The 14,221-nt window shown below is 40.3% G+C and carries 9 protein-coding genes; 2 read left to right on the forward strand and 7 right to left on the reverse strand.

Annotation, left to right across the window (positions count from 1 at the left end):
• Positions 1 to 3: 3 nt before the first annotated feature.
• The 3 genes from PLANO_RS11990 to PLANO_RS12000 form a co-directional block, all read right to left on the reverse strand.
• The gene (locus PLANO_RS11990) at positions 4 to 1,563 is read right to left on the reverse strand and encodes a putative polysaccharide biosynthesis protein (RefSeq protein ID WP_038704677.1); all 1,560 of its coding nucleotides are present in this window, start codon (positions 1,561 to 1,563) and stop codon (positions 4 to 6) included.
• Entirely contained in the window at positions 1,560 to 2,297 is a 738-nt protein-coding gene (locus PLANO_RS11995; RefSeq protein WP_038704678.1) for a WecB/TagA/CpsF family glycosyltransferase, read from the reverse strand. The genes PLANO_RS11990 and PLANO_RS11995 overlap by 4 nt, the downstream gene beginning before the upstream one ends.
• 118 nt (positions 2,298 to 2,415) lie before the next feature.
• Entirely contained in the window at positions 2,416 to 4,383 is a 1,968-nt protein-coding gene (locus PLANO_RS12000) for an S-layer homology domain-containing protein (RefSeq protein ID WP_038704679.1), read from the reverse strand.
• A gap of 428 nt (positions 4,384 to 4,811) precedes the next feature.
• On the opposite strand from PLANO_RS12000, the gene PLANO_RS12005 reads away from it, so the two are divergent.
• Both PLANO_RS12005 and PLANO_RS12010 read left to right on the forward strand, forming a co-directional pair.
• Positions 4,812 to 6,206 (forward strand): N-acetylmuramoyl-L-alanine amidase, encoded by a 1,395-nt coding sequence (locus PLANO_RS12005; RefSeq protein ID WP_038704680.1) that lies wholly within the window; start codon positions 4,812 to 4,814, stop codon positions 6,204 to 6,206.
• Positions 6,207 to 6,281: 75 nt separating this feature from the next.
• Positions 6,282 to 7,931 (forward strand): S8 family peptidase, encoded by a 1,650-nt coding sequence (locus tag PLANO_RS12010; protein WP_038704681.1) that lies wholly within the window; start codon positions 6,282 to 6,284, stop codon positions 7,929 to 7,931.
• Positions 7,932 to 8,713: 782 nt separating this feature from the next.
• Here the strand turns inward: PLANO_RS12010 and PLANO_RS12015 are convergent.
• The 4 genes from PLANO_RS12015 to PLANO_RS12030 all read right to left on the reverse strand — a co-directional run bounded on the left by PLANO_RS12015 (position 8,714) and on the right by PLANO_RS12030 (position 13,927).
• Positions 8,714 to 9,730: a C40 family peptidase gene (locus PLANO_RS12015; RefSeq protein ID WP_038704682.1), complete on the reverse strand. Its 1,017-nt coding sequence runs from the start codon at positions 9,728 to 9,730 to the stop codon at positions 8,714 to 8,716.
• A gap of 292 nt (positions 9,731 to 10,022) precedes the next feature.
• Positions 10,023 to 11,441: an alanine/glycine:cation symporter family protein gene (locus PLANO_RS12020; RefSeq protein WP_038704683.1), complete on the reverse strand. Its 1,419-nt coding sequence runs from the start codon at positions 11,439 to 11,441 to the stop codon at positions 10,023 to 10,025.
• A 181-nt stretch (positions 11,442 to 11,622) separates the two neighbouring features.
• A complete protein-coding gene (locus tag PLANO_RS12025) occupies positions 11,623 to 12,717 on the reverse strand; it encodes an amidohydrolase (protein ID WP_038704684.1) in 1,095 nt (364 codons plus the stop codon).
• A 253-nt stretch (positions 12,718 to 12,970) separates the two neighbouring features.
• Positions 12,971 to 13,927, reverse strand: a complete 957-nt coding sequence (locus PLANO_RS12030; protein ID WP_038704685.1) for a nuclease-related domain-containing protein — start codon at positions 13,925 to 13,927, stop codon at positions 12,971 to 12,973.
• Between the last annotated feature and the right edge of the window lie 294 nt (positions 13,928 to 14,221).

Below are 14,221 nucleotides of genomic sequence, written 5' to 3' on the forward strand. Positions count from 1 at the left end.
ACGCTATTTCTTGGTGATGAATTTGTTGATGACAGGAATGCGTTGCAATACGCTTTGATCTATCGCTCCAGTTACTAGCAACAAACTAAAGTAAATCAGTCCGCCAATTGCGACTGCTGCTCCTACATACAATAAAGCTGCCAGTCTCGACAACTCTTCAAAATCCAATAATAAACTTGGTAGCCAAATAGCTACCCCCATGACAAGTGAAGCAACAACGATGGTACCGGTCTTTTTCGGAAAAAAATTGAATCCGGTATATTTCCGAATAGCTACGGCGTTAAGTAAGAATAGGATTATGTAAATAGCGGCTGTTGAAATGGCCGCTCCAACTAATCCGTATAAATTGACTAAGACCAAATTTAAAACCAATTTAATCGAAACACCGACAATAATAATCCATGCACCAAGGCGTGCTTTATTGATTCCTTGTAAAACGCCCGTCCCGAGCACGGTTAACGACGTAAATAACGAACTAAACGACACGATTGCGAGCACCATACTGCCTTGTAAATCCGTAAACAAACCTAAATTGATCGGCAAGGTTAGAACGACAAGCCCTACTGCAGCTGGAACGGATAATAAATACGTCAGGAAAAATGTATTGTCGATCAACTTTCTTGAGCCGACCTTATCATTTTGAGTTAATTTTGCAGAAATCGAAGGAATTAACGGCAAAATAACTGAACTTGCAAAAACCGTAACGATTTGAACAAGCGCTAAGCCTCTTCCGTATATTCCATAAAGTGAATTGATATCTTCAGTTGCTTCACCATGCATTTTCAATGCGGTTGGAATGGTCACTGAATCGATTAAATTTAATAATGCCATTGTAATGGCGCCAATAGCGATGGGAATCGAGATTTTTAAAATCGTTTTAAAGGTTGAACGAAAATCAGCTAATGTATAAGGCAACCGTTTTGCTACTTTAACCGACGATCGATTGTACAATATGCGCAAATAAACGAGTGAACCAAGCGCACCAATGATTGAACCCATCATAATGCCACCTGCTACTTGCTCGTCTCTGTAAAGACGTTCTACCATAAAAATGGCTACAAGTAGGATTAATCCAACACGGATAAATTGTTCAATCACTTGCGACACCGCAGTCGGCGTCATATTTTGATGGCCTTGGAAATAGCCTCTGTAGACTGCCATATAAGGTGCAATAAGTAATGTACACGCTACGACGATTAACGAAAGCCGCGTTGTAGGGCCCCCTAAAACCGTTGCGATTTGATGAGAAAATCCGTACAGAATTAAGAAACTTGTAACACCAAAAAGCAAGGCCAAAATACCAGAAGTGAAAAAGATATTTTTGACTTGTTGTTCGTCATTTGTCGCACGCGCTTCTGAAATCAGTTTGGAAATGGCGATTGGAATTCCTGCGACCGACAAAGTTAAAGCAACCATATAGACCGGGTATACTAATGTAAAAATACCGAGCACTTCATCTCCCGCAATATTTTGAAGCGGAATTCGGAACAAGCTTCCGAGTATTTTTGATAATAACGCTGCAATGGATAGGATTAATGTACTTTTAACTAAGGTGTTTTTCATCCCTTACGTAAAGCCTTTCGTCCAATCACAGTTGCCGCGAATTTCGGTAAAACGAGCATACGCTTCCACCTTGATGGTTGTTTCACAAGACGGTAAAACCATTCAAGGTTCATTTTTTGCCACATTTCAGGTGCACGTTTGACCGAACCGGAAAACACGTCAAAACTTCCACCAATTCCGATAAAGACTCCTTTATCAAATTGATCAATATTTGCGCCGATCCATTGTTCTTGCCTTGGAAATCCGAGTGCTACAAACACATAGTCGGGTGCTGCGTTTTTAATTTGTTGCGGTAATTGTTGATCGTTCCAATCAAAAAAGCCATTTTGACTACCGGCAACTTTGATGTCTGGATACTCTTGTTTTGCTTTTTTAACTGTCGCTTGTAATACCTCTTCAGCTGCACCTAGGAAAAATACGCTCGAATGATTTTTGTTTGCCGTTTCAAGCAAATCGAGCATAATGTCATAACCACTCACACGTTCTGGCAATGGTTCACCAACAATTGCGGCCGCTTTGACGATGCCAATACCGTCTGCTGTAATGTATGTAGCTTTCGCTAATGTTTGTTTGTACGTCTCGTCTTTTAACGAATGCATGACGATTTCAGGGTTGGCTGTCACTACAAATGCTCTTTCTTGCTGCGCGACATGCGTTTCTAGTGTTGCGATAAAGTCTTTTTGGGTCGTGTTAATGAATGGCACTCCCAATATATGAACGAATTTTAGAGTCATTATTAATCTCCTCTTCAGGGCAAAATATCTTAGGTTAGTATAACATAAAGAAGAACCCCGTGTTCAAGCTATAACGGCTTGAACACGGGGTTCTTCTATTAAGAATTTGTAAATTATATTACTGTACTACTGGCAACATCTTGATGTAATCGCCGTGAACAAAAGCCTTTGTATACGTTTTGTCTTCTGAAGCGACTTCATACCATAAAGAACCTGAAGCTGCTGTCGTCTGTGTGTGGATTACGACTGGAACTGCTGAAGTTTTCAATGTATAAAGTGAAGCAAACGACGTACTTGGATCTTTTCTGAAATTCAACGGGCTTGTTGTTGTGTAACCTAAGGTGTGAACATTTACATCTTTGTTTCCAAGATACTGATCCGTACGGAACATATGTCCCGCAATTTTCTCTCCCCAGAATGCATCTGATGCATAACGAACGTTCATGCCGATGCCTTTGTTTCCAAGAATCGATCCATTATAATAACTACCTGTTGGTGACTGGTAGCCTTTGCTGATGCGTTTAGCAGCATCTTCAATCGACTCTCTAAATGTCGCATAAGAATACGCTCCGTTATATGCATTGCCGTCTGCTGCTCCATAACCAAAAAGATTGTTTTTATCTTGTGCGATTTTGCTCGTTCCCCACTGACTTTCATGAATAGCATGAGACATTAAGTAAAGCGCATTAACTTTATGCGTTGCTTCCATTTCTTTAAAGAACTTCCCAGCACCAACAAGTGGGCTTTCTGTCCATTTTTTTTCGTACTGCATTTTATTGTAATACGGAAATTTGTCCATCAAGTATTTGTCTAGATCTTCCGCCGTGTAATTAGTTGCGGAATGAAGTGGCAGCATATTGAAGTATTGATAGTTTTCAGCTACTTTCGCGCCTGAAGCGTTTGTAAATGTTGCTCCGTCCCAGCTATAGTATTTCATGCCGCTGACAAATTCTTTTGGTGCTTTTCCAATAACGCCTGTTGAAGCATAGCTTCCAGTCGAGTGGTTGAAAATTTTGTGGACCAAACTGCTACCAGCCACTTCGTAATACGATTGCCCTTTTTGCATTTGTTGTGGAATGACACGCACTACTTTTGAACTGACATATCCGACTTTTCCAGCCAATTCTACTTTAACTGTTGTGGCTGTAGAATCGATGAATTTCATTTCGGTATTTGCAGGTACATACGGACGGAATGTGCTCGCGCTTGCTTTCAAGCTGTCCGTTGGATAAATTTCTGTAAATGCGTTAGTAGAGACAATTCCTTGCTTCATCCAAAGAATTTGATTACTACGTTCAACTACTTGAGCTTTAGAAGTTTTTTGTGCATATTGTTTTGCTTCTGCAAAATCATCAAATTGTTTTAAAACAGTTGTCTTGTCTTCAGTAATTGAAGAAACTTGAAACTCTAAAGTTTTAGGGGGTAGAAGTTCAGCTCTTGCTCTTAGCATAACTACAGCCACCATCCATCTAGTTGAGCCATCTTTTGGTTTAAACGTCTTATCATGATTTCCTGTAATAATCCCCAAATGAGAAAGAATACGAACATCGTCTTTGTGATCGTCTCTAATAGTAGAAGCATCTGTAAAATCCAATGCTTTTGTTTCTGAAACATCGATCACTACGCCTTTTGCTTTTAACGCACGCGCAACCATCGTCGACATTTGCTCACGGTTGATCAATTCATTGGGTCTGAAAGTATTATCATCATACCCTTTAATGATTCCGGCATTTACAGCCGCTGCAACTGAATTGTAATACCAAGCTCCTAATGATACATCTTTAAAACTTATTGCGATTTCAGTTGATGCAGCGGTAAATCCAGCGTTTTCTATAGAAGCGCTTTCTGCCGCAGGACCAAGGTCAAATGAATTCACAACCATTTTAGCGAACTCTGCACGCGTTACTTGTTGATTGGGGCGAATTGTTCCATCTTTGTATCCGACGATAACCCCTAACTTCATCAATTCTCTCATTTCTGCTTCATACGCATGACCTGTTAAGTCATCTGCCGCTTTTGCCGTTTCTTGTGTAAAAGCCGATAATGCTAAAAGCACCGCCAAAAAACTCATTAATAATTTATACATCCTCTTAAACTTCCTCCCTTTTGGTTATGAAACCAATATTATACAAATCCCTAGACTTTTTGTTCAAAAAACTCATAAATCTATCACTAAGATAGATTATTGAGAACAGGTATACAATCCTTCTTATTATCTATATTTAACCATTTTTACATGGACAAATAATTATTAGACATTTTTGAGTGTACCATTAATGCTTATATATTAGTAAAGACATTTTTTGTTATTCGTTATTTTTTTATTTTTTTAGCAATATCTCTGATTTAACTGAAACTTTAGTAGGTACAAAGTTATAAGACTAAACTAACCGAACAAAAATAAGCTTTTTAAACCATACTTTATTCTTATTTATTTAAAAAACCCATTAATTTGAATAAATATCTGCTATTATCACTAACAGATAGAATTTTATAGGAGGAAATGACAATTTTATGAAAAATGTATTATCAAAAATTGCCCTGTTTCTAGTTGCTGTTGTTTTTGTGATCTCCAGTTTAGGTGTTCAACCTGTTTCTGCTGCAAGTAATCCTTTTAAGGATGTTTCATCGTCAGACGAAGAAATTTTATATTTATGGAATAAAGGTTTGATTAATGGTGTTGCTAAAAATTCATTCGGACCATCTCAGTCAGTAACGCGTGAGCAAGCTGCTACTTTGATTGGTCGTGCATTAGGCTTAAACGGCAAATTGCGTAAAACATCGTTTCCGGATGTTAACCCAAGCCGCTACAGCTCAGGTTATATTCAATCAGCTTACGAAAAAGGCATCATTACAGGAAACTCCGATGGTTCATTCCGTCCGCAAGACACAATGACTCGTGGCGAAATGGCCTACTTATTAAGTCGTGCATTTAACTACTCAAGCACAGGAAACGTATTCTTTTCAGACATAAATGTAGATACGAGTAAAAACAGTCTTTATACTGCAGTTAGTAAAATCGCGACTGCCGGTGTTTCAAACGGTACTGGTACTGGTACATACTCACCGAACAAAAAACTGATTCGTGAAGAATTCGCTATTTTCTTAGCTCGCGCATTAAATTCAAAATATCGAGTGACCTATAAGAATGTCACTATCAATAATCTACGTGTCACAGTAAATAGCTTGAACATCCGTACAGGTCCAAGCACAGGTTACTACGCTCTTGGTAAATTAAACTCAGGCGATGCGTTCCAAGTTTATGGCTATAAAGGATCGTGGGCATACGGTAAAAGCGGCAGCTATACTGGCTATGTGCATTCTGATTATTTAGCAAAAGCTGTACCGGCAGCTGCTAGTAGTCGCTATATTACACTTGACCCTGGTCATGGCGGTCATGACGGTGGTGCAGCAGCAAATGGACTACTCGAAAAAGACATTAACCTTGACGTTGCAAAACGTGTCGAATCGAAGTTAAAAGCTAAAGGCATTAAAGTTTATATGACAAGAACAACCGATGTATTTCATTCACTAGGTGCTCGTGTTGATAAAGGTGTTGCTAGTGGATCAGATACATTCCTAAGTATTCACACGAATTCAGCAGGCGCTCATGGCGCAAGCGGTTCTGAAACTTACTATTCCGCTTCAGTAGGAAGTGATAGCAAGGAATTAGCCACTTTTGTTCAAAATAGACTTTACAAAGCTATGAACCATCCAAACCGCGGCGTTAAAAACTATGGTTTCCAAGTTATTCGTACGAACCCACTTCCAGCTGCTTTAGTGGAATTAGGATTTATTACGAACAAGTATGATTCTGCGAAATTAGCATCTGGTACTTACAAAGATCGTGCAGCTACAGCGATTGCTGCAGGAATCGAAGATTATTACAACTGGAAAGCAAAAAATTAATTTTTAAAACGGACTTTTTAGTCCGTTTTTTTGTTGTATACTACAGGAAAGTGTAATCTTTCAGGAGGGATTCTATTGAAAAAATTATCAGTTTTAGCAATCTCTGCGCTCCTTATCAGTGGATGGGCCAGTAGCAATGCCTCCGCTGAAGCCAATGATGCTTCAGATCGCGTGATCATTTCATTTAAAGAACGCATCGACTATGACTTGCTCGAAGAAATGGGCGCTGAAATTCACGAGGAATTTGATGCCATTTCTGCAGTTTCTGTCACCTTGCCTAATGATCAATTGGTTCAAACCGCTAGCAACGATTCCTCTATTAAATACGTAGAGGAGAATTCAATCGTTACCGCAGCTGGTCAAACGACTACTTGGGGCTATCGGGCGATTAAAGCGAATACCGCATCGAGTCTCGGTTACACGGGTAAAGGAATAAAAATTGCTATAATCGATTCAGGAATTAATTCTAAGCATCCAGACTTGAAAGTGGTAGGTGGCGTTTCCAAAGTTGCGAATTCAAGTGCTTTTACAGATGGTAACGGACATGGTACTCATGTGGCTGGTGTTATCGGTGCACAAAACAATTCAGTTGGTACCGTTGGCGTTGCTCCAGATTCATTAATTTACTCAGTTAAAGTTTTGTCAGCTAATGGCGTTGGCACGTTGGACGGTGTTGTTGCCGGCATTCAATGGGCGATAGATCAAAAAGTCGACATCATCAACATGAGCTTGACGACAATTAACGATGACCAGGCTTTACGAGATATTACGAAAAAAGCGTACGAAGCTGGCATTGTTGTGATTGCCGCATCTGGAAACGAACGAGAAAAAGGTCTTTATAAAGATGTTCTCTATCCAGCACGTTTTTCTTCTGTTATTGCTGTTGGATCTGTTTCTAAACTTAATAAGCTTTCTTATTTCTCAAATTATGGGGCATCACAAGAACTGGTAGCACCTGGAGAAGGCATTTTAAGTAGTTTTACTGATTCCAAAACAACATCAAATGCCGATTATGCGGTTTCTGAAGGAACATCTGTTGCGTCTCCTTTTGTTGCTGGTACGTTTGCGCAATATATGGAAGCCTATCCGCATCTATCTAACACGCAATTACGTGAAACTGTTAAACGAGCAGCACTTGATCTTGGTGTTAAAGGACGCGACAACACGTACGGAAACGGACTGGTTCAATCGCTGCAAACCAAAGCCGCATTGTTCCCCGATTTGAAAAATGATGTATGGTACACACTGCCAATCAAAAAGAACTTTGATCGTGGCATTATCACTGGCTTCCCTGACGGAACATACCGTCCCGAAGCGACCATTACACGCGCTGAAGCCGTTACCATGCTTGGCCGTGCACTAAAGTTGAATAAAACCAATACCAATCACCATTTTAGCGACGTACCAAAAGATTCGTTTGCAGCTGGCTATATAAACAGCGCGTATGAATTGGGTTATATCAAAGGGGTCAATGCACGCGAATTCCGACCAAACGATCCAATCAAACGTGGCGATATGGCAATTATCATGCAAGCTGCATTTAAGCTTGCTGGTACTCAACAAGCTGGCTTTAAAGATGTTCCAACATCTATGTATTATTACGACGCGATCCAGGCTGCCTATGCAAGTAACGTCGTCAAAGGCTACGCAGACAACACATTCCGACCGAAAAAACCAATCACACGCGCAGAAAGCGCTGAAATTATGAACAATGCATTGAAATAATGTGGAAGTTGAAGCCCAACCGGGTTTGCCGGTTGGGTTTTTCATTTTGGGGGAGATTTGGTGGGGGATTAGTTTAATCCGGGTGTTCGCTTTTTTTTACACGCATATTTTGGTTTTATACATGAACTTTTCGTGCTCTTACATTAACTTTTCATGCTCTTATACGAATCCTCTCAACCGGAGCTCTTTACATGAACTTTTGACACCTTTACATGAACTTTCCACTCGCTTACCTGAACTTTTTGCGCTCTTACCTTAATTTTTCATGCTCTTACATGAATCCACCCAATCCGGAGCTCTTTACAGGAACTTTCCACTCGCTTACCTGAACTTTTTACGCTCTTACCTTAACTTTTCATGCTCTTACATGAATCCGCCCAATCCGGAGCTCTTTACATGAACTTTCTACTCGCTTACCTGAACTTTTTGCGCTCTTACCTTAACTTTTCGTGCTCTTACATGAATCCACCCAATCCTGAGCTCTTTACATCACCTTTTGGCATATTTATTCTACTTTAACGAATTACCCTTCTCCCTTATTAGCTACCAAACTCTTTTCACTCTCCAATCCTCCTTCTACGTCTTCTTTTCACCATACTGTCAAAGTGACACGCAACCACCCCCTTCGCAGCTCGTATGCATGTTTTTAAGCGTTTAAACTATACGCTAACAATAACTGCCTAAAATTATTTCATACTTACAATATTTCACACAATCTAGCACCATAAAAAAACTGCAAATCACCTCGAGTAAATCGAGGTGATTTGCAGTTTTTATTGAATTTATTTGTTAGTGATTGCTCTGTGTACAAATGCTGTGTATTCTGCACGTTTTGCATTTGCGTTTGGCTTGAACGATCCGTCGTTGTGGCCATTCGCTAAGTTATGTGCAGCGATTGTGTTGATCGAGTTTTCAGCCCAGTGACCTTTAATATCCGTGAATGATGTTGAAGGTTTTGATGCTGATAATGCAAATGCTTTTGTTAACACTTTGCTGATTTCAGCGCGTGTAATGTTTTCATTTGGTGCAAAGTATCCTGGAGAGCGTCCGTTAACGATTCCGGCTTTCATGACAGCATTAATGTTACCAGCTGCCCAATGTGATGCGGGTACGTCTTTGAAAGCAGAACTTTTTACAGGAGCTAGTTTTAATGCGCGCGCAATGATTGTCGCTGCTTCTGCTCTTGATACATTATCATTTGGCTTGAAGATGCCATCACCTTTACCTGTGATGATTCCTGCTACGCTTAAATCTTTGATTTCTTTAGCTGCCCAATATCCTGAAGATACATCGTGGTATTGTCCAACTGATAGAGAAGGCTTAGAAACTGTAATTGTTTCATTTTTAACTTCATCCAGACGACGTGCGCCTGTATATTTTGGTGCCCAATACGGGTTTGTGTTTAAGTTCGCAATTGTGATTCCTTTGCTTGTAGCGGAAATAAAATCTCCATTCCCTAAATAAATTCCAGCGTGTGAAATTCCAGGTTTATACGTATCTGAAAAGAAAACCATGTCGCCTTCTTTTAAATTACTTTTACTGACGCTTGTTCCATTGTTGTACTGTTGAACAGAAGTACGGGGTATTGAAATGTCAAATTCATTGAAAACATAACGTAAATATCCAGAACAATCAAAGCCAGATGGAGTAGTTCCCCCAAATTTATACGGCGTTCCTAAGAATTTCTTTGCATATGTAACAATTTCATTTGGTGTAGCAGCACTGGCTTGTGTCGTATTGAAGGGACTAACTGATATTAATAAAATAGCAATTATCATGAGTATTAGACGATTCTTCACTTGGCACCTCTTTAGTTAAATTTCGGGAAGCTGATCAGGCATCTACCGTTTAATTACTTATTTAATATATTTTTGATTGTAACAGTGAAAACACGAAATTGAGGTTACATTTATGTTACAAATGTGTAACAAAGCATATTTATATGTTTATTTTTAGGAAATAAAAGGGATACAGTACTTACGTTTTTTCCAAATCATCTATTTCACCCGTTACATCACTTGATGAAAAATTACACGTATTACGACAAAAAAAGCCCTTATTGCGCAAGCGCAATAAGGGCTTTTGATCTTATTATTTGTGGCGAGTTTCGCCTTCGCCCCAGCATTCTGTGTTTTTCAAACCGGGGATATTTTTTGCAAAAAACTCTGGGTTTTTTCCAGCTTTACGTTGGCTTGTGTAATCTTCCAGTACTTTAAAGGCGGTTTTACCAAGTAACGCAATGACAACTAAGTTGAGTACCGCCATGAAGCCCATAAATAAGTCAGCCATATTCCAAACCAATTGAACTTGAGCAAGTGCACCGAACATTACCATCGCAAGTACACCGAAACGGTAAGCAGTTAACCATGCACTATGCGCATTGATAAATTCGATATTCGTTTCACCGTAATAGTAGTTGCCGATGATCGAACTAAAGGCAAAGAACAAAATAGCTACTGCTAAAAAGTAAGGAGCCCAGCTACCAAGATGAACATCTAACGAATCTTGCGTCAGCAAAATCCCGATTTGTTCACTCGTTGAGTAAAGGCCTGCCAAGATAATAATAAAAGCAGTTGCCGAACAAATAACGATTGTATCGAAGAAAACGCCTAAACTTTGAACAAGTCCTTGTTTGGCAGGATGCGAAACGTTGGCAGATGCTGCGGCATTAGGTACAGAACCCATACCGGCTTCGTTTGAGAACAAGCCGCGACGGACACCTTGCATAATAGCAGCACCAATACCGCCGCCGATTGCTTCTTCTAAGCCGAAAGCACTTTTCACAATAAGTGTGAAGACTGCTGGAATTTCGGTAATATTCATAATGATGATATATAACGCTACGATGATGTAAATCGTTGCCATAACCGGCACGACGACTTGTGTAACTCTAGCAATCCGTTTGACGCCACCAAAAATAACGATTGCCGTTAATAAAACAAGCCCGATTCCAATCGACCAATCTGGAATATTAAAAACGTCTTCAAATGATTGAGCAATCGTGTTTGATTGAACAGAGTTGAAAATAAATCCGAATGCTAATGTTAATAGAATCGCAAAGACAATACCTAGTTTGCGGTTACCGAGTGCTTTTTCCATGTAATAAGCAGGTCCACCACGGAATTGTTCTCCATCACGGACTTTGTAAACTTGTGCCAATGTACTTTCGACAAAAGCAGTAGCCATCCCGATGATCGCGACCATCCACATCCAGAAAACCGCTCCCGGTCCGCCAATAGCAATTGCCAGTGCAACTCCGGTAATATTCCCTGTTCCTACGCGTGACGCAGTAGAAATTGTGAAGGCCTGGAAAGCTGATATCCCGCTATCTCCATCCTTTTTTTCTGTGATTACACGGAACATTTCTCCAAATAATCGAATCTGAACAAAACGAGTGCGAACGGTAAAGTAAAGGCCAAGGCCCATAAGAAGTGCAATTAGTATGTATGTCCAAAGCAACGTATTGACGTTATCAACGAACCAGGTGATTCCATTTAAGAAAGCATCCATTCTACTTCTCCCCTTTTTCAATAAACTTGTATTCAATACCCTTTTTGTTAACGCAAAAAACGTTCTTTTCCAACATATATAAAAATGAGACCCTCTAGCAAAAGAGGGTCTCGGATGTCGGCTTTATTATTTTATCATGTGTTTTTCTCATATAAGAATTTTTAGTATTTTAAGTTTTTTCTTATTGAGTTGCTTTCACGGTATTTGCTAACACGCGCGCACCTATATCAAGCGCCTCGTGGTTAAAGCTCATGTTTGGATGGTGAAGTCCCGGTGTTAAATCAGCACCAACACCAATCATCGCTGCATGCAACTCAGGCTTTTTAATCGTGTAAAAATGAAAATCGTCAGCGCCGGTCGTATGAACGGGTGCCGCGGGTGCCACGTCTCCTAAAGTTTCACGAATCGCTGCATCCGCAATTTGCATCGCTGTTTCTGATACTTCAGCGGCTGGTGTGTAATCCGTCCATTCGAACGCAATTTCAACTTCGTGTAATTTTGCTATGTTGGCTAACCCATCGTTAATTTTTTGCTGAAGATGTTTCATCAATTCGTTCGACTGCGAACGAACATCCATCGCAAAATTTGCGCTTCCTGGAATGATGTTCAAGCTGTCGCCACCTGTTTGAATATGCGTAAGCTTTGCCGAATACGATTCAAACGGAGAGAAATAAATAGATTTCACGAATTGATGAATGGCTGCAATCACGTCGATGGCATTTTTCCCTTGGTGCGGACGTGCCCCGTGCGCATCAACTCCCGTAATTTTCCCTCTTAAGAAAATTCCCGACCCGTGATGAAGTGCAGGTGTTACTTGACCAAATGGCAATTCTTCAATTGGTCGGAGGTGTACGCCGTATAAATGCGACACTTCATCAATTGCTCCGCGCTCAATCATCGAAAGTGATCCGTTGCCTACCTCTTCTGCTGGTTGAAAAATAAAACGTACTCGTTTCGTCAGTTTTTCATCTTTTAAATACAGCAATGCGCCAAGCACCATCGACATATTGGCATCGTGTCCGCACGAATGATTGGCTTGCAATTTGCCATCGACTTCTTGCCAAAGCGCATCAATATCTGCGCGCACCGCCACCACTTCTTTCCCCTCACCAATTTCAGCAATTAAACCTGTCACATCTGGAAACGTGTGATGTTTCACACCTAGTTCCGTCATGATCGCTGCTAGTTTTTTGGTCGTTTCGACTTCTTGCCAACTCACTTCTGGATGTGTATGAAAATGGTTAAAATACTCAAGTATTTGCTGCTCGATGTTCATATGATGGTCTCCTTTGGGTTGATGGATATACTTTAATAGTTTGATTGTACAGGAGCGGGGTGGATTTAAATAGATTGTGGGTTTGATTGGGCTTATGGCTTACCCGGGTGTTCGTTCGTGTTACCCGGGTGTTCTCTCTTTTTATCGAGATAGATCTGGCTAACCCGGGTGTTTGTTCGTGTTACCCGGGTGTTCGCCCGCTTTACCCGGGTGTTTGCACTTTTTATCGAAATGGTGCTGGCGTTTACCCTTTTCACTTATGAAGTGGGTGATAGATATATTTACGATGTTTGCGTCCACCTACTGGCTGACAATTGTTGTTAAGTAGAAATCGTTTAGCCGTTTCTAAATTTTTGAATCCGATAAAATCACGACATTCGGCTGTGTTAATGGTGGGTTTTATTAGCATAAACCATTCTTGTAGCGTTACAACATGGGCATTTCTGCTGACGAGTCTGCACGTTTCGCATTCCCAGGCTATTTGAGTTCTGATCATTTTCCCGAAATGGCAACGTGGACAAAAAACGCCTGTTTCGATTTCAGTTGGGTTGATTTGAAATTTGGGAGCGAGCGGAAAAGGTTGATAGTCTTCATGTGCTGCGAGGAGTGCGTTACCGAGCTGGTGGAGTTCTTCAATAGAAATGATTGTCTTTGACAAATTTAATTTAGAAAGGTAAAAGTTGAGTTCACCTACTGCTAAAATGTGGGAATCTGGTGGTGTGTTTTCAACAATTTGCGAAGGGTGCGATATAACGATAATGCTAAAGATAGGCAACTGGCATCTCAGTGTTCTCAAAAATTTCCCCATACGCATCACCGTTTCGTTCATTTGTGTGATGGGACTTTTATAGCTCCTAATTTCTCCATCTGGCAAAACAGAATGGAGCGCGCTTGGATTTTGTTTGAATTGAAGCTTCCCTGTAATGTTTTTGACTTCAAGCAAAATCACACAGCTTTGTGTAATCAAAACGGTATCGACCTGTAACTTGTACGGTGCGGGCAATGAAAAATCTTGGATAAGTTGGTATGCATAAGGTGGGTCGAAAAAGTCGAGCGCTTCGTCTAACCGCTCTTCACCACCAAAACCCGCTCTCGCATTGTTAAGACTATTTTTCACTGCAGCACGTTTGGGATGAGTAGGTGAAATTCTCTTTAATAACGCTTCATAACCTGCAATTTTAGCTGGTTTTTCCCGGTGTTTAATAATCATAGACTCCCTCCTTTTTTATTAGTTTAGCAGGTCTTCAAGGTTTTTGCCATTTATATCCAAATTTCATTTTTGATGTGAATATACGGAGCAAATATTGTATTTGGAGTGAGTGAGTCGGCATTTCTATTTGAAATTTCTATAAAAATGACTCTCATCCACCCCCCAAAAACCAATATGCCCAAGAACGGCTTTTCGCCAGCGAAAAGCCCCAAAACATGAGCGATCTTCTTTATACATGACCTTCCTCCGCTTACCCGAACTTTTGAGCTCTTTACATGAATTTTCCGCACTCTT

The organism is Planococcus sp. PAMC 21323 (assembly GCF_000785555.1).
Classification (GTDB): domain Bacteria; phylum Bacillota; class Bacilli; order Bacillales_A; family Planococcaceae; genus Planococcus.